At 67.5% G+C, this 22,275-nt stretch carries 24 protein-coding genes; 21 read left to right on the forward strand and 3 right to left on the reverse strand.

Annotated features, from left to right (window positions below; genetic code table 11):
• Positions 1–37: 37 nt before the first annotated feature.
• The 14 genes from ACFQGD_RS16940 to hypB are packed head-to-tail and all read left to right on the forward strand — an operon-like array spanning position 38 to position 10,218.
• The gene (locus ACFQGD_RS16940) at positions 38–1,132 is read left to right on the forward strand and encodes a hypothetical protein (RefSeq protein ID WP_345396812.1); all 1,095 of its coding nucleotides are present in this window, start codon (positions 38–40) and stop codon (positions 1,130–1,132) included.
• An 18-nt stretch (positions 1,133–1,150) separates the two neighbouring features.
• A complete protein-coding gene (locus ACFQGD_RS16945; RefSeq protein ID WP_345396815.1) occupies positions 1,151–2,224 on the forward strand; it encodes an NADH-quinone oxidoreductase subunit B family protein in 1,074 nt (357 codons plus the stop codon).
• Positions 2,225–2,273: 49 nt separating this feature from the next.
• Entirely contained in the window at positions 2,274–4,082 is a 1,809-nt protein-coding gene (locus ACFQGD_RS16950) for a nickel-dependent hydrogenase large subunit (protein WP_345396818.1), read from the forward strand.
• Positions 4,075–4,698 carry a nitrogen fixation protein NifU gene (locus ACFQGD_RS16955; protein WP_345396821.1) on the forward strand — a complete coding sequence of 208 codons (624 nt, stop codon included), beginning with the start codon at positions 4,075–4,077 and terminating at the stop codon, positions 4,696–4,698. Before ACFQGD_RS16950 ends, ACFQGD_RS16955 begins: the two co-directional genes overlap by 8 nt.
• Positions 4,695–5,285: a DUF5947 family protein gene (locus tag ACFQGD_RS16960; RefSeq protein WP_345396824.1), complete on the forward strand. Its 591-nt coding sequence runs from the start codon at positions 4,695–4,697 to the stop codon at positions 5,283–5,285. The genes ACFQGD_RS16955 and ACFQGD_RS16960 overlap by 4 nt, the downstream gene beginning before the upstream one ends.
• 20 nt (positions 5,286–5,305) lie before the next feature.
• Positions 5,306–5,512 (forward strand): hypothetical protein, encoded by a 207-nt coding sequence (locus ACFQGD_RS16965; RefSeq protein WP_345396827.1) that lies wholly within the window; start codon positions 5,306–5,308, stop codon positions 5,510–5,512.
• Positions 5,513–5,543: 31 nt separating this feature from the next.
• Complete coding sequence (locus ACFQGD_RS16970; RefSeq protein WP_345396830.1) at positions 5,544–5,672, forward strand: hypothetical protein; 129 nt, start codon at positions 5,544–5,546, stop codon at positions 5,670–5,672.
• A gap of 13 nt (positions 5,673–5,685) precedes the next feature.
• Positions 5,686–5,991 carry a hypothetical protein gene (locus ACFQGD_RS16975; RefSeq protein WP_345396833.1) on the forward strand — a complete coding sequence of 102 codons (306 nt, stop codon included), beginning with the start codon at positions 5,686–5,688 and terminating at the stop codon, positions 5,989–5,991.
• Positions 5,988–6,485 (forward strand): hydrogenase maturation protease, encoded by a 498-nt coding sequence (locus ACFQGD_RS16980; RefSeq protein ID WP_345396836.1) that lies wholly within the window; start codon positions 5,988–5,990, stop codon positions 6,483–6,485. Before ACFQGD_RS16975 ends, ACFQGD_RS16980 begins: the two co-directional genes overlap by 4 nt.
• Positions 6,486–6,490: 5 nt before the next feature.
• Entirely contained in the window at positions 6,491–6,763 is a 273-nt protein-coding gene (locus tag ACFQGD_RS16985) for a HypC/HybG/HupF family hydrogenase formation chaperone (protein WP_345396839.1), read from the forward strand.
• 13 nt (positions 6,764–6,776) lie between these two features.
• Positions 6,777–7,904 (forward strand): hydrogenase formation protein HypD, encoded by a 1,128-nt coding sequence (gene hypD, locus ACFQGD_RS16990; protein ID WP_345396842.1) that lies wholly within the window; start codon positions 6,777–6,779, stop codon positions 7,902–7,904.
• On the forward strand, positions 7,901–8,986 hold the full coding sequence (gene hypE / locus ACFQGD_RS16995) for a hydrogenase expression/formation protein HypE (protein WP_345396845.1): 1,086 nt from the start codon (positions 7,901–7,903) through the stop codon (positions 8,984–8,986). Before hypD ends, hypE begins: the two co-directional genes overlap by 4 nt.
• Before the next feature lies 1 nt (position 8,987).
• On the forward strand, positions 8,988–9,341 hold the full coding sequence (gene hypA, locus ACFQGD_RS17000) for a hydrogenase maturation nickel metallochaperone HypA (protein WP_345396848.1): 354 nt from the start codon (positions 8,988–8,990) through the stop codon (positions 9,339–9,341).
• A gap of 13 nt (positions 9,342–9,354) precedes the next feature.
• The gene (gene hypB, locus ACFQGD_RS17005) at positions 9,355–10,218 is read left to right on the forward strand and encodes a hydrogenase nickel incorporation protein HypB (protein ID WP_345396851.1); all 864 of its coding nucleotides are present in this window, start codon (positions 9,355–9,357) and stop codon (positions 10,216–10,218) included.
• On the opposite strand, the gene ACFQGD_RS17010 is transcribed toward hypB, so the two are convergent.
• Entirely contained in the window at positions 10,160–10,567 is a 408-nt protein-coding gene (locus ACFQGD_RS17010; RefSeq protein ID WP_345396854.1) for a DUF6292 family protein, read from the reverse strand. The genes hypB and ACFQGD_RS17010 overlap by 59 nt on opposite strands.
• A gap of 164 nt (positions 10,568–10,731) precedes the next feature.
• On the opposite strand from ACFQGD_RS17010, the gene ACFQGD_RS17015 reads away from it, so the two are divergent.
• The 6 genes from ACFQGD_RS17015 (at position 10,732) to ACFQGD_RS17040 (ending at position 19,227) form a co-directional block, all read left to right on the forward strand.
• The gene (locus ACFQGD_RS17015) at positions 10,732–11,466 is read left to right on the forward strand and encodes a beta-phosphoglucomutase family hydrolase (protein WP_345396856.1); all 735 of its coding nucleotides are present in this window, start codon (positions 10,732–10,734) and stop codon (positions 11,464–11,466) included.
• Complete coding sequence (locus ACFQGD_RS17020; protein ID WP_345396859.1) at positions 11,463–13,895, forward strand: glycoside hydrolase family 65 protein; 2,433 nt, start codon at positions 11,463–11,465, stop codon at positions 13,893–13,895. Before ACFQGD_RS17015 ends, ACFQGD_RS17020 begins: the two co-directional genes overlap by 4 nt.
• 126 nt (positions 13,896–14,021) lie before the next feature.
• Entirely contained in the window at positions 14,022–15,866 is a 1,845-nt protein-coding gene (locus ACFQGD_RS17025; RefSeq protein WP_345396862.1) for a transketolase, read from the forward strand.
• Positions 15,867–15,920: 54 nt separating this feature from the next.
• Positions 15,921–16,748, forward strand: coding sequence for a hemerythrin domain-containing protein (locus tag ACFQGD_RS17030; protein ID WP_345396865.1), 828 nt, complete (start codon positions 15,921–15,923; stop codon positions 16,746–16,748).
• Positions 16,749–16,786: 38 nt separating this feature from the next.
• A complete protein-coding gene (locus tag ACFQGD_RS17035) occupies positions 16,787–18,148 on the forward strand; it encodes an NAD(P)/FAD-dependent oxidoreductase (protein WP_345396868.1) in 1,362 nt (453 codons plus the stop codon).
• Positions 18,149–18,255: 107 nt separating this feature from the next.
• Positions 18,256–19,227 carry an SDR family oxidoreductase gene (locus tag ACFQGD_RS17040; protein WP_345396871.1) on the forward strand — a complete coding sequence of 324 codons (972 nt, stop codon included), beginning with the start codon at positions 18,256–18,258 and terminating at the stop codon, positions 19,225–19,227.
• Positions 19,228–19,395: 168 nt separating this feature from the next.
• On the opposite strand, the gene ACFQGD_RS17045 is transcribed toward ACFQGD_RS17040, so the two are convergent.
• Positions 19,396–20,316, reverse strand: coding sequence for a cytochrome P450 family protein (locus tag ACFQGD_RS17045; protein WP_390183645.1), 921 nt, complete (start codon positions 20,314–20,316; stop codon positions 19,396–19,398).
• A complete protein-coding gene (locus ACFQGD_RS17050) occupies positions 20,313–20,501 on the reverse strand; it encodes a hypothetical protein (protein WP_345396877.1) in 189 nt (62 codons plus the stop codon). The genes ACFQGD_RS17045 and ACFQGD_RS17050 overlap by 4 nt, the downstream gene beginning before the upstream one ends.
• A 167-nt stretch (positions 20,502–20,668) precedes the next feature.
• On the opposite strand from ACFQGD_RS17050, the gene ligD reads away from it, so the two are divergent.
• A complete protein-coding gene (gene ligD / locus ACFQGD_RS17055; protein WP_345396880.1) occupies positions 20,669–22,258 on the forward strand; it encodes a non-homologous end-joining DNA ligase in 1,590 nt (529 codons plus the stop codon).
• Positions 22,259–22,275 lie beyond the last annotated feature (17 nt).

A 22,275-nucleotide genomic window follows, 5' to 3' on the forward strand; every position in this document is an offset into this window, starting at 1 on the left:
GTGGCGCGCGACGCGGCGGACCAGAGAGGACTGTGCTGTGAGCAACACGGCGGAAAGCCGGGAGCCGGCTGCGGCGGAGCTCGATCTCGATGACGTACGCGCGGTGGCCGATGCCATCCTATACGAGGGGTACTTGCTCTACCCCTACCGCAAGTCCTCACCGAAGAACCGGGTGCGCTGGCAGTTCGGCATTCTCGCACCCCGTCGGTGGGTCGAGTGGGACGGCCCGATCGCCGAGAGTGTCGCGGGGTCGGTCGAGTCGTGGCAGCAACAGACCGAGTGCCTGCTCGAGGTTGAACCGGCCGAGCCGGAGCGCCTGCTGCGCGTACGGGTCCGGTTCCTGCAACTCCAGGCTAAGACCGTGGAGCGGCGCACGGATGACGGCTACGAGCCGGTGGAGTCGCTCGACGTCGGTGACGCGCGGTATCTTTCGTTCGACGAGGCTGTACCGAGGGAATGCGACTTCGTGGTCAGCCTGCCGGAACTGTTGGCGGACGGCAGGTCGTTCCCGATCCAGCTGTCGCGGGGCGAGCAGGTCGAGCCACTCGATGACGACGCGCGGATCGTCCGCAGGCGCTGGCCAGTCGAGGCGACCGTGACCCTCGCCGCGGAACACCTCGACGCCCCGCGCGCCGCCTGCAAGCTGCGTGTACGCACCGAGAACACCGTCTCGACGGTCGTGCCGACGATGACGCGCGCCGAGGCGTTGCGGTACTCGCTGATCGCGACTCACACCCTGCTGCGGGGGCGGGGGCTACGCTTCCTCTCGCAGATCGAACCGCCGGAGTGGGTGGAGCGGCACGCTGCGGCGTGCCGCAACACCCACACGTTCCCGGTGCTGACCGGCGATCTCGATGTGGCCGACTCGATGTTGTCCTCACCGATCCTGCTTTACGACTACCCACAGATCGCTCCGGAAAGCCCCGGCGACCTCCACGACGCCGCCGAGATCGACGAGATCCTCTCGCTGCGCACCATGACGCTCACCGAGGACGAGAAGCGCGAGGCGCGGGCCACCGATCCGCGTGCGGCCGAGATCCTCGACCGCGTCGACGACATGCCGGAGGAGGTGATGGCCAAGCTGCATGGCGCGGTGCGCGACCTGCGCCCGAATCCCACCACGAAACCCTGAGCAAGGGAGGCCACAGACATGACGGTCGCGAGCGGAACGCAGCAGAAGCAAGGTGAGCACCAGCGAGGCTTCGACGAGGTCAACATCCTCTGGATCTCAGAGGGGATGAGCTGCGACGGCGACACGGTGTCGGTCACGGCGTCGAACCAGCCGTCCATTGAGGACGTCGTGCTCGGCCTCATCCCCGGTCTGCCAAAGGTCAACCTCTACAACAAGGTGCTGTCACCGACGCTGGGTGGCGAGGAGTTCCTCCAACCGTTCCGGGCGGCGGCACGTGGGGATATGAAACCGTTCATCCTGGTCATCGAGGGCTCGATCCCCAACCAGAACATCATCTCCGGTGACGGCTACTGGACGTCGTTCGGCAACGACCTTGAGACCGGTGAGCCGCTCACTCTCAACTGGTGGATCGACCAGCTGGCACCGAAGGCGTGGGCGGTGGTCGGCATCGGCACCTGCGCCACCTACGGGGGCATTCACGCGATGGCGGGCAACCCCACCGGCTCCATGGGGCTCGCGGACTACCTCGGCTGGGATTTCAAATCGGAGGGCGCGTTGCCGATCGTCAACGTGCCGGGCTGCCCGGTGCAGCCTGAGAACTTCATGGAGACGCTGACCTGGGTGCTCTACCACGCCGCGGGGGCGGCGCCGCCTCCGCCGCTCGACGAGAAGCTGCGCCCGCAGTGGCTGTTCGGCAAGACCGTGCACGAGGGCTGCGATCGTGCCGCGTACTACGAGCAGGCCGACTTCGCGAAGGACTACAACTCGCCGAAGTGCCAGGTGAAGATCGGTTGCTGGGGTCCGGTCGTGAACTGCAACGTGCCCAAACGGGGCTGGATGGCCGGCGTCGGTGGCTGCCCGAACGTCGGCGGCATCTGCATCGCCTGCACCATGCCCGGCTTTCCAGACATGTTCATGCCCTTCATGGACGAACCACCCGGCGGCAGCCTGTCCTCGATGCTCAACAAGCCCTATGGCGCGTTCATTCGCCGGATGCGGGCGTTCACCAACGCCACGGTGAACAAGGAACCGAAGTGGCGGCACAACAAGGAAGTGCTGACCACCGGATACAACCCGAGGTACCGGCCCTAGCCCGGAACCCGCCGCGCCAACCCACGAGCAGACCGAAAGGACCGGATCGATGACGGCGACCGAGCCCAAAGTCACTGGTAAGAAGCAGGAGGGCCAGCTCGTCGAGATGGCATGGGATCCGATTACCCGGATCATCGGCAATCTCGGCATCTACACCAAGATCGACTTCAGCAACCGTACCGTCGCGGAGTGCCACAGCACGTCGTCGCTGTTCCGCGGCTATTCGGTGTTCATGAAGGGCAAGGACCCGCGCGACGCCGGGTTCATCACGACCCGCATCTGCGGTATCTGCGGTGACAACCACACCACGTGCTCGCACTACGCGCAGCAGATGGCCTACGGGGTGAAGCCGCCGCCACTCGCGGAGACGATCGTGAATCTCGGCGAGGCCGCCGAGTACATGTTCGACCACACGATCTTCCAGGACAATCTCGTCTTCGTCGACTTCTGCGAGCAGATGGTCAAAGAGACGAATCCCGGTCTGCTGAAGAAGGCGGAGAAGGCGGAAGCGCCCAACGGCAACGTGCACGGCTATCGCACCATCGCCGACATCATGCGTGCGTTCAACCCATTCGAAGGCGCGATTTACAAGGAAGCATTGCAGGTAAGCCGTACGACGCGCGAGATGTTCTGCATCATGGAGGGACGCCACGTCCATCCGTCCACGTTGTATCCGGGCGGGGTCGGCACGATGCCGGAACCGACGACGTTCACGGACTATCTCTCCCGGCTGGTCAGTGTCCTCGACTTCGTCAAGAAGTCCATCCTGCTCAACGACGACGTCTTCGACTTCTTCTACGAGGCACTGCCCGGCTACGAGGAGGTCGGCAGGCGGCGGGTGCTACTTGGCTGCTGGGGCTCCTGGAACGACCCCGAGGTGTGCGACTACCGCTACGCGTCGATGAACGACTGGGGCAAGGCCATGTACGTGACCCCCGGCGTAATCGTCGACGGGGAGCTGGTCACCAACAACCTCATCGACATCAACCTCGGCATGCGCATCATGCTGGGCAGCTCGTTCTACGACGACTGGGTCAACGAGGAGCCGTTCGTGACCCGGGACCCGCTGGGCAACCCGGTCGACATGCGTCACCCGTGGAACCAAACAACCGTACCGGTGCCACAGAAGCGCGACTTCGACAACAACTACAGCTGGGTGATGAGCCCGCGCTGGTTCGACGGCACCGACCATTTGGCGCTGGACACCGGCGGCGGCGCGTTCGCCCGGCTGTGGTCGACGGCGCTGTCCGGCCTCGTGGACACGCCGTATGTCAAGGGCACCGGGTCAACGGTGCGGATGACGCTGCCGAAGAGCGCCGAACTGCCCGAGATGACGCTGGAGTGGAAGATCCCGCACGACAAAGAGGGCAAGCCGCTGTCCAACGCGATCGAGCGGGATCGTGCGCGGGCCTACTTCGTCGCGTACGCGGCGGCGATGGCGGTCCAGTTCGCCGAGGAAGGTCTCGACAGGGTGCGCCAGGGCGACACCCGCATCTTCGAGAACTTCGAGGTGCCGGACGAGGCGATCGGCTGTGGCTTTCACGAGGCGGTGCGTGGCGTGCTGTCCCACCACATGGTGATCAAGGACGGCAAGATCGCCAACTACCACCCGTACCCGCCGACACCCTGGAACGCCAGTCCCCGCGACAGCTACGGCACGCCTGGTCCGTACGAGGATGCGGTGCAGAACACACCGATCTTCGAGGAGAACAACCAGGACAACTTCAAGGGCGTCGACATCATGCGCGCGGTGCGCAGCTTCGACCCGTGTCTGCCATGCGGGGTGCACATGTACCTCGGTGGCGGAAAGGAACTCAAGAAGCTGCACTCGCCGACGTTCGGAGGCATCAATGGCTAGCCCAGATGTCACGACGGGCACCAGCATCGACGGCAGCGCTGACGTGAGTCAGCAGCCTGGTGCTGATCGGCTCGACGACACCGCCGTCGAGCAGCGGCTCGGGCACCTTGATGAGCTGTTGTCGCACCTGGAGCAGTACCCCGGCCCCACTGCCGACGCCGCTCGCGAGGCGGTGGCCGCGCTCACCGACGTCTATGGTGAGGCGCTGGCGCGGGTCGTCGACCGCGCCAGCGAGGCGATGGCCGAGCGGCTCGCGAGTGACGAGCTGCTCGGCCATCTGCTGGTCCTGCACGACATTCACCCCGAACCGGTTGAGGCCAGGGTGCGCCGGGCGTTGGACGTCGTCCAGGAGCGTGCCGGACCGCAGGGCGGCAGCGTCGAGCTTGATGCGATCGACGGCGACGTCGCACGGGTCCGGCTGTCGTCTAGCGGTGGCGGCTGCGGCTGCTCGTCGGGGACCGACGAACTGGAGCAGGTGGTGCGGGAGTCGGTGTTGGCACTGGCGCCCGAACTATCCTCTGTCGAGCCGGTGATCGCCGATGCGGGGCGGGAATCGTCGGTGATCCCGGTGGAGGCGTTGCTGAGCCGCACCGCGACCGCGGGGAGAGCCGGGTGAGGGCACCGGAACTGGAACGCGTCATCCGCCGGGCGAGCGACCGGCGGACGGAGGCGGCCGAGCACTGCGACCTGTGCGGGGAGCCCGTGCCCGCCGAGCACCGCCACCTGCTGGACACCGCGAATCAGGACGTGCAGTGCTGCTGCCAGGCGTGCTCGCTGCTGTTCGAGCGGGACGCCGCCAGCGAAGGCCACTACCGGCGGCTGCCACGCCGCAGGAAACGGCTGCCACCGGTGCCGACGGAGACGATCGGCGTCCCGGTCGGCATCGCCTATGTCGTCGCGCACGCCGGCGGCGTCGTCGTCGCGCACTATCCAAGCCCGGTCGGCCCCACCGAGAGCGAGCTGGAGCCCGCGCGGTGGCAGGCGTTGCTCGACGAGGTGCCCGACCTGCGGGACATGGACACCGACGTGGAAGCGCTGCTCGTCAACACGGCACACGGCGCGAGGGAGTTTTGGCTTGTGCCGATCGACGACTGCTTCCGGCTGGTCGCCCTGGTGCGCGGTGAGTGGCGTGGCCTGTCGGGAGGCAGCACGGTGTGGCCGGAGATCGAGCGCTTCTTCACCGAGTTGACCGAACGGACGTGACAACCGACGAGGAGGACGACATGAGCGACATCAGGGTCGGTGAACCCGACGTGGCGCCTGACACGCCATCGCATGTGTCAGGCATCAAGCAAGGCAACGAGGGCCCGTATGAGAAGCAGCCCGGTCATCACGAAGACGGCACCGCCGACGCTCGCCGCTCGACCGGCATCCACCCGAAGCACCACGACCCGATCCTGGACATCATGCCGAATCTCCCTCCCGGCTGAGGACACCCACGCGCGAGGAAAGGACCTGACCATGGCCAAGAAAATCCTGATCGCCCAGCTCGTGCTCGTCATCGCGGCAGTAGCGGCCCTCGCGATGCGCGAGTATCCGGGGCTGCTGCGCGAGATCAAGATCTTGCGGATGGCCCGGCACCAAGACTGACGGAAGGAACCCGATGACGTTTCCCGAGATCGAGTTGGACGGTCCACGTGACGTCGACAGCGTGCGGGTCGCGGGCGTCCCGATCACGGCGGGCACCCGGGTGGTGCTGTCCCCGCAGGGCAGAACCGACGTGCAGGACATGTTCGTGGCGGGCAAACCAGCAACGGTGCGGGCCATCCGCCAGGACGTCGACGGCACGTACTTCGTCGCGGTGACCATCGACGGCGACCCTGCGGCCGACCTGTTCCATGAGCGCGAGCAGTACCGCCACTTCACCACCGACGAAGTGCGACCACTCGACGTGGGTGAATCGGCATGATGGCGCGAGTGCTGATCGCTGGTATCGGCAACATCATGCTCTCCGATGACGGCTTCGGCACCGAGGTCGCGCGCAGGCTGGCCACTCGGGACCTGCCGGAGGGCGTGACGGCGGCCGACTACGGCATTCGAGGCATGCACCTCGCCTACGACCTGATGGACGGTGACTACGACACCACGATCATGGTCGACGCGGTGTCGCGGGGCGGCGAGGCGGGCGAACTGTACGTGATCGAGGCCGATACGGACAGCTGCGCGGACGCCGACGTCGACGCGCACGGCATGACGCCGGTGGCGGTGATCGGCCTGCTGCACCGGTTCAGCGAGACGCCAGGCAGGGTGCTGGTGCTCGGCTGCGAGCCAGCGTGCCTCGACGAGGACATCGGCCTGAGCGAACCCGTCGCCGCCGCGGTGGATACGGCGGTGGAACAGGTGCTCGAACTGGCTGTGTCCGAAGCGCGGGGAATACCCGCGATGGCCGCGCGAGAGGAGTGACACACATGTGCCTCGGTATTCCCGGCGAGGTGATCGAGGTCGACAACGAGACACCCGATCTGGCGAAAGTCGCGGTCAGCGGGGTGAAACGCAACATCAACGTCGGCCTGCTTTCGGACGACCCGCCGGTGTCCGGTGACTGGGTGCTGATCCACGTCGGCTTCGCGCTGTCGAAGATCGACGAGGACGAAGCGGCGGCCGCACTGGAGTTTCTCAACGACCTCGGTCAGTCCTATGAGGATGAACTGGCCGCACTCCGCGACTCACAGATCGAATAGGTAAGGAGGCGCGATGCGCTTCGTTGACGAGTTCCGCGACGCCGAGAAGGCCCGCGCGCTGTCGGCCGAGATCGCGAACCTGTGCGAACCGGGCAGGCACTACAAGTTCATGGAGGTCTGTGGCGGGCACACCCACACGATCTACAAGCATGGCATCGAGGACTACCTGCCGGAGAACATCCAGCTCGTGCACGGCCCAGGCTGTCCGGTGTGTGTCATCCCGATGGGGCGCGTCGACGACGCCATCCACATCGCCAGCCAGCCGGACGTGCTGATGACGTCGTTCGGCGACATGATGCGCGTGCCTGGCTCGGGCGGGAGCTTTTTCGACTCCAACGCCGAGGGCACCAACATCCGGATGGTGTACTCGCCGCTGGACTCGCTGAAGATCGCGAAGAAGAATCCGGACACGCACGTGGTGTTCATGGCGATCGGATTCGAGACGACCACGCCGTCCACGGCGATGACTCTGAAACGCGCCAAGGCCGAAGGCATCGACAACTTCTCGGTGTTCTGCAACCACGTCACGATCATCCCGGCGATCAAGGCCATCCTGGACTCACCGGATCTACGGCTGGACGGCTTCATCGGACCCGGGCACGTATCCACCGTGATCGGGTGCCGTCCGTACGAGTTCATCGCCCGTGACTACGACAAGCCCGTGGTGGTGGCCGGGTTCGAGCCGCTGGACATCCTGCAGTCGATCTACCAGCTGCTGGTGCAGCTGCGCGACGAGCGCAGCGAGGTGGAGAACCAGTACGCGCGAGTGGTGCCCTGGCAGGGCAACACCGTTGCGCTCAAGGCGATCGCGGAGACGATGGAGCTGCGGCCGTACTTCGAGTGGCGTGGCCTTGGGTTCATCTCGCATTCCGCGATGCGGGTGCGTGACGAGTTCGCCGAGTTCGACGCCGAGCGGGTGTTCGACATGCCTGGTGTCCGGGTCGCCGACCCGAAGGCGTGCCAGTGCGGCGAGGTACTCAAGGGCGTACTGAAGCCGTGGGAGTGCAAGGTGTTCGGCACCGCGTGCACCCCGGAGACGCCGATCGGGACCTGCATGGTCTCACCGGAGGGCGCCTGCGCCGCGTACTACAACTACGGCCGCTTCACCCGCGAGCGCATCAAGGAGGCGACGGCGGTATGACAACAGTGACTGACCGTGAGCAGCAAGTCCTGGAGCGGATCGACAAGGCCCGCCGCCGCAAACCCAAGGTCAAGGAGGAGCGCATCACCTCCGCGCACGGCGCCGGGGGCAAGGCGACGCAGACGCTGGTTGAGGCGGTGTTTCTCGACGCGTTCCGCAACCCGGCGCTGGAGCCGCTCGGGGACGCGGCGCAGCTGACCGTTGGCGACACCAGGCTGGCCATGACCACGGACTCGTTCGTCGTGTCGCCGCTGTTCTTCCCCGGCGGCAACATCGGGGACCTCGCCGTCAACGGCACCGTGAACGACCTCGCCGTCGCCGGTGCGACGCCGCGGCACTTGTCCTGCGGGTTCATCCTGGAGGAAGGATTCCCGGTCGAGGATCTGCGGCGCGTCGTGGCGTCGATGACCGCTGCCGCCGAGGCGGCGGGCGTGACGCTGGTGACGGGCGATACCAAGGTGGTCGGTAAGGGCACCGGGGACGGCTGTTACATCAACACCACCGGGATCGGCGTCCTCGACCCGGATCGCGCGCTCGGCATCGCGACCGCGCGTCCTGGTGACGCGGTGATCGTATCCGGTCCTGTCGGAGACCACGGCGTGACGATCATGCTGGAACGCGGCGAGCTGGACATCGTCGCCGACGACCTGGAGTCCGACACCGCGCCGATGCACGAGCTGTGCCGTGGGCTGCTGGACGCCGTGCCCGGCGTGCGGGCGATGCGCGACGCGACGCGGGGAGGTGTCGCGACCATCCTCAACGAGGTCGCACGTGCCGCGAACGTGTCCGTCGTCGTCGACGAGGACATGGTGCCGGTGCGCGACGAGGTGCGTGGGGCGTCGGAGCTGCTGGGCATCGACCCGCTCTACGTCGCATGCGAGGGACGTCTGGTGGCCATTGTGGACGGTGACAAGGCCGACGACGCCGTCGCCGCGCTACGGCAGGACCCGCTCGGCACCGACGCCGCCATCATCGGCCGTGTTGGCGACGACCCACCCGGCATGGTGCTGATCAAGACGGCCTTCGGCGGCACCCGGATCATGGACCTGCTTGTCGGCGACCCACTACCACGCATCTGCTGATATGCATGAGTTGGCGCTCGCGCAGGCGGTGGTGGAGACCATCACGGAGCGGACCGGCGACGACCAGGTCGTGCTGGTCCGGCTGGAGATCGGGAAGCTGTCCGGGGTGGAGGTCGACGCGATCCGGTTCTGCTTCGACGTCGTGACAGCGGGGACGACGGTGGAGGGGGCGGACCTGGAGATCGACGAGCCATCCGGCCAGGCACGGTGCCGGTCGTGCGGCGCGGCGTGCGAGCTGTCGGACCTCTGGGGACGCTGCGAATGCGGCGGTATCGACCTCGAGGTGACGTCAGGGGATCAACTGCGAATCCAGGAAGTGAGAGTGACGACAGATGTGCGCGACGTGCGGGTGTGACGACACTGAGGGCGTGCGGATCGAGGGGTTCGACGACCATGCCGATGGCGATGAGCATGACCACGACCACGAGCATACCCACGACGACCACCACCACAACGGCCACTACCACGGCGATGGGCACCACGTGCACGCCGCCGGGCAGGGCCACGCTCATGGCCATGCCTCCGACGGTGCGGTCGAGACCATCACGCTGGACCAGGACGTCCTGGCGAAGAACGACCGCCTTGCCGCGCAAAACCGGCAATGGCTAGCTGACCACGGCATCCGCGCCGTGAACCTGATGAGCTCGCCCGGTGCGGGCAAGACCACGCTGCTGGAGCGCACGGTGCGTGAGCTGGCGGTAGCGGAGCCAGTCGCCGTCATCGAAGGTGACCAAGAGACGCCGATGGACGCTCTGCGGCTGCGCGCTACTGGTTGCCGCACCGTCCAGGTCAACACCGGCGCTGGGTGTCATCTTGACGCGGACATGCTCGCCAAGGCGTTGCGGTCGCTCGATCCCGAGGACGGCTCGGTGGTGTTCATCGAGAACGTAGGCAACCTGGTGTGTCCCGCGCTGTTCGACCTCGGCGAGGGCCGCCGCGTCGTGCTGGCGTCCACCACCGAGGGCGAGGACAAGCCACTGAAGTATCCGCACATGTTCCGTGCGGCGGATCTGGTACTGCTCACCAAGGCGGACCTGCTGCCGTACGTGCCGTTCGAGCAGGGGCGTTTCACCGAGCACCTACGGCGCGTGAACCCGGATGCGGAGTTGTTGCCGGTGTCCGCCGTGAGCGGGGCAGGCCTCGGCGAGTGGCACGACTGGCTTCGGGCGGCGGTCAGTGCCGCGACGACGCGTAGGCGGCAAGGCGGTCATGGAGATCGTCGCACGCCGTGAATTCCGGCGGGAACGGTCCGTCGGCGTGATTGCCGCGCTGCAGCCGACGTGCGAACGCGACAACCATATCGGGATGAGGGAGTATCTCCATGCCGAGGTACGCGACCATGACCCAGTCCTGGCCGGACGCCGACTCGATAGCGGCCGCCCAGCCATACGCCTCGTCCCACAGCAGTGCGGCGGGGCGATTCGGGAAGAGCGGGAATGGCTCCGCGAGCTCGATGTAGGCGATCGCGGGGCTGGTGATGTCGGTGTAGCTCGGTGTGTCAGTCACCCCGAGCCCTTCCGTGATCATCGTGACGTAGCGGTCGAGACCCCACTCGGCCTGCGTATTCCGAACCGTCTCCATGGCGCGGGTCCTCCAGACTGGTGTCGGCCGTGTATCCCGGTGGCTATGGATACCCCGGCGCGTGCGGCGTTAACCGCGCGAGTGTCCGTGGGATGACGGCTGCCTCGCTGGCATGGCCACATCGGGCCTGCGGTAGGTCACCGAAAGCATTACCGTGAGAAGACATGATCGGCTTGCCCGACACGATCCAAGCGTGTCTTTTCGACCTGGACGGCGTGCTGACGTCGACGGCGCGGCTGCACAGGGCGGCGTGGCAGCGCACGTTCGACGACCTCCTCCGAGAACACAGCGGGCCGACGTTCGAGCCCTTCACGGCGGCCGATTACGCCAACTACGTCGACGGCAGGACGCGTGCCGATGGGGTGCGTGAGTTCCTCCGTTCGCGGGGCATCGAACTGCCGAACGGCCACCACGACGATCCTCCCGACGCCAAAACCATCAACGGCGTCGGCAACAAGAAGAACGAGCTGCTGCACCGGATCATCGCTGAGGAAGGGGTCGAACCATATTCCGGCTCCGTCCGGTTCCTCGAGGCGGCGCGAGACGCGGACCTGGCCATCGCCGTGGTGACGTCGTCGGCCAACGGTGCCACGGTGCTCGACGCGGCCGGGCTGACGCCGTTCGTGCGGGCTCTGGTGGACGGCGTTGTGATCCGGCGCGACCACCTGCGCGGCAAACCCGCACCGGACTCGTTCCTCTCGGCGGCGAGGGAGTTGTCCGTGCCGCCCGAGCATGCCGCCGTGTTCGAGGACGCCCAGGCGGGAGTGGCAGCGGCGAAGGCGGGAGGGTTCGGCTACGTCGTCGGGGTCGACCGGGCAGGCCAGGCGGAGGCGTTGCGTGCGCATGGTGCTGACGTCGTCGTCGAAGACCTCGCCGATCTGCTGGAGGACGAATCGTGACGACCCCTGACCAGGGCTACGTGTGCCACCCCTGGGAGCTGCGGTGGCGTGGCCTCGACGTCACGCAGTTGGAGCGGACCGAGTCGACCTTCGCGCTGTCCAACGGCCACATCGGCATGCGAGGGACGCTCGAGGAAGGCGAGCCGCGAGGGCTGCCGGGTACTTATCTGAACGGGTTCTACGAGGAGCACCCATTGCCGTACGCCGAGGGTGCGTACGGTTACCCGGAGTCGGGGCAGACGGTTGTCAACGTGACGGACGGCAAGATCATCCGAGTGCTGGTCCAGGACGAGCCGCTCGATGTGCGGTACGGGGAGACCGCCACCCACGAGCGGGTACTCGACTTCCGTTCGGGCACGCTGCGCCGCACGACCGAATGGCACTCGCCGTCCGGGCGCCGCGTCCGCATCCACACCGAGCGCCTGGTGTCGTTCACGCAGCGCGCGGTAGCGGCCATCCGGTACGAGATCGAGCCGCTGGACGACGACGTCCAGTTCGTCATCCAGTCCGATCTACTTGCCAACGAGCCGATCGAACCCGAGACAGGTGATCCGCGCGTCGCGGTCGCGCTGGAAGCGCCCCTGGTGGCCGAGTTCGCATCATCGAAGGACTATCGCGCGGCCCTGGTGCATCGGACCGCCAGGTCCGGCCTCCGGATGGCGGCCGCGATGGACCACGAGATCGACGCGCCCGACTCGCTGGAGACCACGATCGAAGCGGAGGAGGATCTGGCGCGTCTGACGGCTGCGGTGGACGTACCGCGCGGTGGTTGTCTCGCGGTCACGAAGTTCCTCGGCTACGGCTGGTCCTCCCAGCGGTCCGCGCCCGCGCTGCGAGCACAGGTCGAAGCGGCGCTGGCCGGTGCGGTGCAGACCGGTTGGCAAGGCCTGCTCGCTGAGCAGCAGGGTTTTCTCGACGACTTCTGGGCGTCGGCGGACGTCGAGATCGACGGTGATCCGGAACTGCAGCAGGCGCTGCGGTTCGGACTGTTCCACGTGCTACAGGCGGGTGCGCGCGGTGAGAGCAGGGCGATTCCCGGCAAGGGACTGACCGGACCCGGCTACGACGGGCACGCGTTTTGGGACACCGAGACATTCGTATTGCAGGCGCTGACGTACGCCTTGCCCGGCTCAGCCAGGGACGCGCTTGGTTGGCGACACGCCACTCTGGACAAAGCACGGGCACGCGCACGACAGCTTGGCCTGCGCGGTGCGGCGTTCCCGTGGCGATCCATCAACGGCGCGGAGTGCTCGGCGTACTGGCCAGCGGGAACGGCCGCTTTTCATGTCGGCGCCGCGATCGCGGACGCGGTCACCAGGTATCTCAACGCCAGCGACGACATCGAGTTCGAGCGGCAATACGGTGTCGAACTGCTGGTGGAGACGGCGCGGTTGTGGCTGTCCCTCGGACACCACGAGGCGACCGGCGAGTTCCGGATCGACGGCGTCACCGGCCCTGACGAGTATTCGGCGGTCAGCGACAACAACGTCTACACCAACCTGATGGCCCAGCAGAACTTGCGCTCGGCCGCCGACGCCTGCGACCGGCAGCCCGACATCGCGGCGGCGTTCGGTGTGGACGGCACCGAGACGTCCGCATGGCGCACTGCCGCTGACGTGATGGTGATTCCGTACGACGAGCGGCTCGGGGTCCATCCCCAGGCGGATGAGTTCACCCGGTACGCGGAATGGAGCTTCGCGGACACCCCGGCGGATCACTACCCGCTGATGCTCAACTATCCGTACTTCGACCTGTACCGCAAACAGGTGGTCAAGCAGGCCGACCTGGTGCTCGCCATGCACCTGCGCGGCGATGCCTTCAGCGACGAGCAGAAGGCACGCAACTTCGACTACTACGAGGCGCGGACCGTCCGAGACTCGTCGCTGTCGGCCGGAACTCAGGCGGTGCTGGCCGCCGAGGTCGGGCACCTGCGCCTCGCCTACGACTACCTGGCGGAAGCCGCCTTCATCGATCTGCACGACCTGCACCACAACGTCCGCAATGGACTGCACATGGGATCGCTCGCCAGTGCGTGGATCGCGGTGGTCGCTGGATTCGGTGGAATGCGCAACCGCGGCGGGGAGCTGAGGTTTTCGCCCCGGCTACCACCCGGACTGGACCGGATCGCCTTCCGCATGTGCTTCCGACACGCGCACCTGCTGGTGGAGGTACGCGAAGCGGAGGCGACCTATCGCCTGCTTGACGGCGGCTCCCTGGACATTTACCACTTTGGCGACGTGGTGACCGTGGGTGAGAAGGACGGTGTTACCGCACCGATCCCGCCAGCACCGTCGCTGCCGCGGCCGTCCCAGCCCGCGGGGCGCGCCCCCATCCGCAGAGAGCCGGAGCGGCGCCGGCGCGATCGTGCGGCGGGCGAGCGGGAACGCGATGGCGCGGTTCAGGAGACGCGGAAGGCGCCGCAGGCGTAGCGGGCGCGCGATGGGTCGTTTTGGTCCGGGTTGAGGACCGGGGTTTAGGGGTAGCCACAGTCCCGGGAGCACGTCCCAGCAGGGGACGTGCGAAGCAACAAAACCAATGTGCGCGGGGATCATGCGATGACGACAATGACCACCGACCTGGACACACTGACCGACGTCGCGCGACAGCTGCGTGTCGACTCGGTGCGTGCCAGCGGCGCCGCCGGTTCCGGACATCCGACTTCCTCACTATCGGCAGCGGATCTCGCCGTCGTGCTCGCGGCGCGCCACTTCCGCTACGACTTCGCCGCGCCGGACAATCCCAACAACGATCACCTGATCTTCTCCAAAGGGCACGCGAGTCCGCTGTTGTACGCGCTGTACAAGGCGGTCGGCGCGATCGACGACGACGAACTGCTGACCTTCCGCAAGGCGGGCAGTCGGTTGGAAGGCCATCCGGCTCCAGTGCTGCCCTGGGTCGATGTGGCCACTGGCTCGCTTGGCCAAGGCCTGCCGATCGCGGTGGGGCTCGCGCTGTGCGGTAAGCGCCTCGACCGGCTCGGCTACCGAGTGTGGGTGTTGTGCGGCGATGGCGAGATGGCGGAGGGGTCGATGTGGGAGGCATTCGAGCACGCCGCCCACGAGAATCTCGACAACCTAACCGCGATCATCGACGTCAATCGTCTCGGTCAGACCGGTGAGACGATGCATGGCTGGGACGTCGAAGCGTACGCGGCCCGGGCGCGGGCGTGTGGCTGGCACGCCATCACCGTCGACGGTCACGACATGAGAGCGATCGACGACGCCTATCGGGCCGCCACCACCAGTGGCCGCCCGACCGTGATCGTGGCGCGCACCGTCAAGGGCAAGGGCGTCGCCGAGGTCGAGAACGCGACGGGCAAGCACGGTAAGCCGTTACCGGACACCGACGCGGCGGTCGCCGAGCTTGGCGGGTATCGCGACGTGCGCATCTCAGCCGAGCGTCCGGACGTCGACGCCGCACCTCACGTATTCGCCACGGAGGAGGCTGAGCTGCCAACGTGGCGAGTCGGCGACGAGGTCGCCACCCGCGAGGCGTACGGCGAGGCGCTGGCGGCGTTGGGCCGTAGGCGCGGTGACATCGTCGCCCTGGACGGTGAGGTCAGCAACTCCACGAAGTCGGAGCTGTTCGCCAAGGCGGTGCCCGAGCGTTACCTGGAGATGTACATCGCCGAGCAGCAGATGTTCGCCACCGCGATCGCGCTCCAGGTCCGTGGCTGGCGACCGTTCGTCTCGACGTTCGCCGCGTTCACCGCCCGTGCGTTCGATTTCACGCGCATGGCGGCGATCAGCCGTGCCAACTTCTGCGTCACCGGCTCTCACGCTGGGGTCGCGATCGGTGAGGACGGGCCCTCGCAGATGGGGCTGGAAGACATCGCGGCGTTCCGCGCTGTCCACGGCAGCACCGTGATCTACCCGTGTGACGCGAACCAGACCGCCGCGCTGCTCGCGCGACTCATTGACCGGGACGGGATCCGATATCTGCGCACCAACCGAGGCAAGACACCCGTGATCTACCCCGCCGATGAGGAATTTCGCATCGGCCACGCGCGGGTGTTGCGGGCAAGCGATGCTGACGACGTCACCATCGTCGCCGCGGGCGTGACCGTGCATGAGGCGCTGGCCGCGGCCGAGCGACTGACAGAGGACGGGATCGCCGCGCGCGTGATCGACTGCTATTCGGTCAAGCCCATCGACGTCGAGACGCTCACGGCGGCGGCAGGCGCGGCCGGGGGAAGGGTGCTTACCGTCGAGGACCATTTCCCGGAAGGTGGGCTCGGTGAGGCGGTGCTGACCGCGCTCGCTGGCGTTGACGCTCACGTGCGCCAGCTGGCGGTGCGCGAGATGCCCGGCTCCGCCACGCCGGAGGAACAACTGCGGTTCCAGGGGATCGACGCGGCCGGGATCGCCACCGCCGCACGCGACCTCGTTGCGACGCGATAGAGGGCCGAGGACGACGTAATAGCGAACTGACTGCCCCGGAAGGAGCGATTACTGATGGCCAAGGACGTCACCGCGTTGATCGAAGCGGATCACCGTGAGGTCGAGAAGCTGTTCGACCAGCTGAAGTCGGGCAACGGAGACCGGGCAGGCCTTGCCCAAGAGGTCGGCCGCATCCTGCTCGCGCACTCGAAGGCGGAAGAAGCACTCGTCTATCCGGTCGCGGCGAAGGACGCAGGCGAGAAGCAGGAGATCAAACACAGCGAGAAGGAGCACCAGCAGGCCGAGCAACTGATTCACCAGTTGCAGCAGGCGGACCCGGACGACACCGAGTTCGATCAGCTCGTCGACCAACTCGTCGATGCGGTGTCGCACCACGTTCAGGAGGAGGAGTTCGAGGTACTGCCCGCGATGCGGGAGTCCCTCGGCAAGGGCCGGCTGGCCGACCTGGGCACCCAGTTCTCCGATCGCCGCAAACGGGAGCTGGACAAGCTGGAGGCCACCGCCCACGAGACCGAGATTCGCATGGGTGGGAAGACGTCGAAGTCGGTGCAGTACGCGCAGGCCATCAAGTTGGTCGAGGACAAGCCGGAGCGGCCCGGTCGTTCGCTGGTGACGACGAACCACGACGTGATCCGCCGGTGGGTGGAGGCGCGCGGCGGTCAGCCCGCGACGGTGCCGGGCACCGAGCACGGCGACCACCTCGGCGTGTTGCGGGTCGACTTCCCCGACTATGGCGGCAAGGACCTCCGCCACGTGAGCTGGGAGGAGTGGTTCGACACGTTCGACAAGCGTCGCCTCAACTTCCTGTACCAGGAACAGCGTTCCGATGGCTCGACGAGCAACTTCTTCCGGCTGGAGAATCCGGAACGTGAGCAAGGTTGAGATCGCTGCGGACCATCGTGCATGGAGGAGCGACACGGATGAGCTCGGGAACTGGCGTGGGCCGCGAGCGCCCGCGTGTCCTGGTCATTGGCGCCGGATTCGGCGGTTTCCACTGCTTGCGGACGCTGGAGCGCATACTCCCGGCCGGTGCGGCGGAGCTGGTGGCGGTGAACCCGTCCGACTACATGCTCTATGTCCCGCTGTTGCCGGAGGTGGCGGCGGGCAGTCTCGATCCGAGGCAAGTGGCCGTCCCGCTCCGGTCGGCGCTACCTCGGACCAAGCTGATGCTGGGCTCCGCCACCGACATCGACGTCGAGCGGCAGGTGTGCACGATCGTCGACGTCGAGGGCAGGGCCCGTAGCGAACACTGGGACTACATTGTGCTCGCCAGCGGCAGTGTCACCCGGCTGCTGTCCATTCCCGGCGTCGCCGAGCACGCCAAGGGGTTCAAATCGATCGCGGAGAGTATCTACCTGCGCGACCACATCCTGCGGCAGTTGCAGCTCGCCGAGCAGACCGAGGACCCGGCGGAGCGTGCCGCGCGCACGACGTTCGTGGTGGTCGGCGCGGGCTACACTGGCACGGAGGTAGCCGCGCAGGGGCAACTGCTCGCGCAGCAGGCGCTGAAGCAGCATCCCGGCCTGCATGACAACGAGATTCGCTGGATGCTGCTCGACCTGGCGCCCCGGGTGTTGCCCGGTCTGAACCCGAGGCTGTCCAAGCCGACGGCGCGCGTGCTGCGGCGCCGCGGTGTCGACGTCCGTATGGAGACCAGTGTCAGCGAGGTCGGCGAGGATTACGCGAAGCTCACCGACGGCACCGAGATCCCGACCCGCACCGTGGTCTGGTGCGTTGGGGTGCGGCCGGATCCGGTCGTGGAATCGCTCGGGCTGGAGACAGAACGCGGCCGTGTCACCGTCGACGACCACCTGCGCGTGCCCCGCACGGAGGGGCTGTACGCCATCGGTGACGTCGCGGCAGTGCCTGACCCAGCCAAGCCGGGGGAAAGCACGCCCATGACGGCACAGCACGCCCAGCGCCACGGCGAGACGGCCGGACGCAACGTCGCCGCCGCGCTCGGCTACGGAGAGCCGGAGCCATATCGCTATCGTGCCAAGGGGTTCGTCGTGGATTTGGGCGGTTGGCACGGTGTCGCCGACCCGTTCCACGTTCCGGTCAGTGGCCCGCTCGCGAAGGTCATCGCCAGGGGATACCACCTGGCCGCGCTGCCAGCGGGCAAGCTGCGGGTCGCTTTCGACTGGCTGGCCGACGCGCTCACGTCGCGGCAGCTCGTCCAGTTCGGCTTGGTCTCCGAAACCGGTGTCAGTCTGCGCGAAGCCGACCGCGTCCCCACTCACGGCGAGGCCGCGCCCGCCGAACCGCACGCGGCGTCGCGGTAGCGTCACGGCCTTCCGGCCACACTGGTCGCGAACCGGCGCACTGGCTCTGACCACGACGCCGGGTCCACGGCTTGTTTGCCCTGATCCTGTGCGGGTATGTCCGTGCCATGCGACTGAAGGACTGCGTTGTCGTCGTGACCGGCGCGTCGGACGGCATCGGACGGGCGACGGCCCACGCGTTCGCCCGGCGAGGCGCCGCGGTCGTGCTGGCGGCACGGCGCGCGGACGCCATGGACGAGGTGGCACGCGAGTGCGGCGACCGGGGCGGGCAGGCGCTCGCGGTCCCGACAGACGTGGCCGACCCTGCGCAGGTCGACGAGCTGGCAGGCCGCGCGGTGGAGCGCTTCGGCCGGATCGACGTCTGGGTGAACAACGCGGCGGTCACCGTGTTCGGCCCGATCCAGGAGGTCCCGCTTCCCGACATTCGCCGGGTGCTCGACGTCAACCTAATGGGCTATGTCCATGGCGTGCGAGCGGCGCTCGGCGTGATGCGCGAGCAGGGCAGCGGGGTGCTGGTTAACGTGTCGTCCGTCCTCGGCGAGCTGCCTCAGCCCTACACCTTCGCGTACGACCTCACGAAGTCGGCGATCCGGTCGTTGAGCACCAGCGCGCGTCAGGAACTCCAGCTCGAAGGACCGTGCGGGGTGCGCGTCTGTTCGGTGCTGCCCGCCACGATCGACACGCCGATTTACCAGCACGGCGCGAACTACACCGGACGCACCCCGGTCGCGATGTCACCGGTCTACACCCCTGAGCGGGCGGCTCGGGCGATCGTGCGGCTGAGTCGACGGCCGCGCCGCGAGGTCACCGTCGGCCCAGCCGGACGCGCCGTCGTGGCGCTGGCCAAGGTCGCACCCGGGCTGGCCGAGCGGGCGATGGCCATCCAGGTCGATAGGGTGCATCTGGACCGCGACCGCCCGGCACCCGCCAGTACGGGCAACCTGCATCAACCCGCCGCCGGGACCGGCACGGCACACGGCGGCTGGGGCGGCCGGAAGCGCACCGCCCTGCGACGCGCGGCCACCGCGGCGGCTGTAGTCACCGCGGCCGCCACGGCGGGACGGCGGTGGGTCCGATGAGCAACCCGGTCTCACGCGTTCGGCGTCGTGCCAGGGCACCGCGCCAGGTGATCGACTCGTGTCGAGCCTGCCGGGTCCCCTGCGGTCCCGGATGTTTGAAGTGATGGGCTCGCTCCAAGGCAGTCCGCGGCACCACGTCGATCGAGTGAACACCGGCGACGTCCCGCACTAAGTGACCCAGCAGTACCCGACCATCGTCGTGGGGGCGTCCGGCGGAGCGGCCACGCGCCTCGCGGCCGCGCTGGGTGGGCCGTATCTGCCGGAGACCACGCTGGTCTCGGTGCGCAGCAGCGAGCCCGTCGACGACCCGGTCGCCGCGATGCATGAGCGGAGACCGGTGGCCATGCGGGTCGCGGAGAACACCCGGACGTCGCGGTGTACCAGATGCATGAGTCGGCGCAGGACCGGCCGATGCTCGACCGGATGACTCCGGGTGTTGGCGTAGTGCGTGCGCGACGAACGTGAGGTAGATCGACACCGCGACGAGCGGGCGGACGACGTTGAGCAGTTCCACGGCCGCCACACGCGCGGCGGCAGCAGCTCGCCAGAGGGGTCCCAGTGCCAGGCGATGGTGACGAGCGCCGACTGCTCCGGCGGCCGGAGCGCGCCGGTACGGGCGCGCTGGATGAGTGCCCCGAGCCAGCGCTCCAACGAGAACCGGGCGAGGTAGGCGCGTCCGTGTCGTGTGCCGAGCGGGACGGCGTCGGCGTACAACGCCGTGAGCTCCCGTGTCCGCCTGTCCGTCGTCCCACGCGGCAGTGGGATGCCCGCCCACTCGCCCACGGTGCGGGTCAGCAGCAGGCGCAGCGCGCCGGAGAGTACGAGCTGCGGCCCGAACAGTGTCATGCGCAGCCACCATGGCGCGGCGCCCTGGCGTACGAAGCGGTTACGGTCGTAGAACAGCTCCGCCGCCTCCGGTCCGGTGACGCAGAGCGTCGGGCGGAGCATGAGTCTCATCGCGATGACGTCCGTGTCGTGCGACCTGCTCTGACGTGAGAGGAAGCCGTACGGGTCGCGCAGGAACGCCAGGCTGCTGTCGCCGGCGAGGGTAGGGGTATGGGCAGTCTCGTGTGTTGGGTATGCGGTCACTGGGTCCGCATACCCGATCGGGTAGGTTCCGACACCAAGCCGGCGCCAATTCCTTCCCTGCTCTCGGTGACCGCTTCGATCAGCTCCTCAATGTGCAGGTGCTCGAGGTGGGACATGCCGAGTTCGTGCGCTTCTCTGACCAGCTCGGACCTGCTCATGCGCGCGGGATCTGTTTCGGGTGTCATCGCGGTTTCCTTTCCGACGGCCTAGCTATGGGATAGCCAGCGGCGCGCGCGGCCATTCCTCTTCGATCGGTGAATCCGCGTATCCCTCGCATCGGGCCACACGCTCGCGACGATCTGATCACCGGAAGGACGATTGCCGCCACGGCGTCGGCGGGAATACTCGAGGCATGGCACGCCTGGAGTCGTACCGCGCGAAGCGAGACTTCGCCGTCACCCCGGAGCCGTCCGGCGCCGAGGCGGCATCCGGCAGCGGCCGGTTCGTCGTGCAGCGGCATCGGGCGCGGCGGCTGCACTACGATCTGCGGCTCGACGTCGACGGCGTGCTGGTGAGCTGGGCGGTCCCTAAGGGGCCGACGCTCGATCCGAAGGCGCGTCATCTCGCCGTGCACGTCGAGGACCATCCCCTGGAGTACCTGCACTTCGAGGGCGTCATTCCTGGCGGGGAGTACGGTGGCGGCGACGTCATCGTGTGGGATCGCGGCAACTGGCGGCCCGCGCGCACCGACGACCCTGCCAGAGCCATCCGCGACGGTGAACTGCACTTCGACCTCTACGGCGAGAAGCTGGCTGGCCGGTTCGTGTTGATCCGCCGCGACCAGGACGGTGACAAGGAACAGTGGCTGCTGCTGCACAAGAACGACGAGCATGCCGTGGCGGATTGGGATCCCGAGGAGCACCCCGCCTCGGTGAAGAGCGGCCGCACCAACGACGAGGTGGCCGCGCGGCCGGAGGCGATCTGGCGTAGCGGCGCTCCCGCCGCCGAGGCGGAGCAGCGGCTGGAGCAACCCGAGCAGACGTGGGACCCGCCGAGTGACGACGAGCTGGTCGCGCTGGCGAAGCTGAGGTCCGAGGGCCGCTGGCGGATCGGTGGCCGCGACCTGAAGCTGACGAACCTCGACAAGGTGCTGTTCCCCGCCGCCGGGGACAACGCCGATGAGCCGCCGGTGACGAAGCGCGACTTCATCCGCTATCACGCCGAGATCGCGCCGTACCTGCTGCCGTACCTCGCTGGGCGCCCGGTGAACACACACCGATACCCCGACGGCGTCGACAAGCCGGGTTTCTGGCACAAAGAAGTGCCCAGTCACGCACCGAAATGGTTGACGACATGGCGCAACCCGGACGCCGACGAGGACGAAACACGGCGCTACGCGGTGGTGGACAGCATGCCCGCGCTAGCGTGGCTGGCCAATTACGCCGCGGTCGAACTGCATCCGTGGACCTCGCGGCTGCCCGACGTCCGCGAGCCCACCTGGGCGCTGATCGACATCGATCCCGGCGAGGACACCGATTTCGACGATGTCTTGGTTTACGCCAGGCTGTACCGCACGGCCCTTGACTTCCTCGGCCTCGCGGGCGCGCCGAAAGTGACGGGACAGCGAGGCCTGCAAATCTGGGTGCCGATCAGGGCGGGCTACACCTTCGACGACACCAGGCAGTGGGTACACCGGCTCTCACGCATGATCGGTAAGACGAAGCCGGACCTGATCAGCTGGGAGTGGGAGAAGCGCAAGCGCTCCGGTCTCATTCGCTTGGACTACACCCAGAACGCGAGCAACAAGACCCTGGTCGCGCCGTTCAGCGCCCGGCCGAGGCCAGGTGCTCCCGTCTCAGTGCCCATTACGTGGGAGGAACTGGACGACCCCGAGTTACGGCCGGACGGCTGGACGGTGCACACGGTGCTGGACCGGTTGGCGGAGGTAGGCGATCCGCTGGCCCCGCTGATCGGTGTGCAGCAGGAACTGCCTCGGCTCTAGCGTGGACCGTGGTGCCT

The sequence above is a fragment of the Haloechinothrix salitolerans genome (assembly GCF_042662605.1).
GTDB lineage: Bacteria > Actinomycetota > Actinomycetes > Mycobacteriales > Pseudonocardiaceae > Haloechinothrix_A > Haloechinothrix_A salitolerans.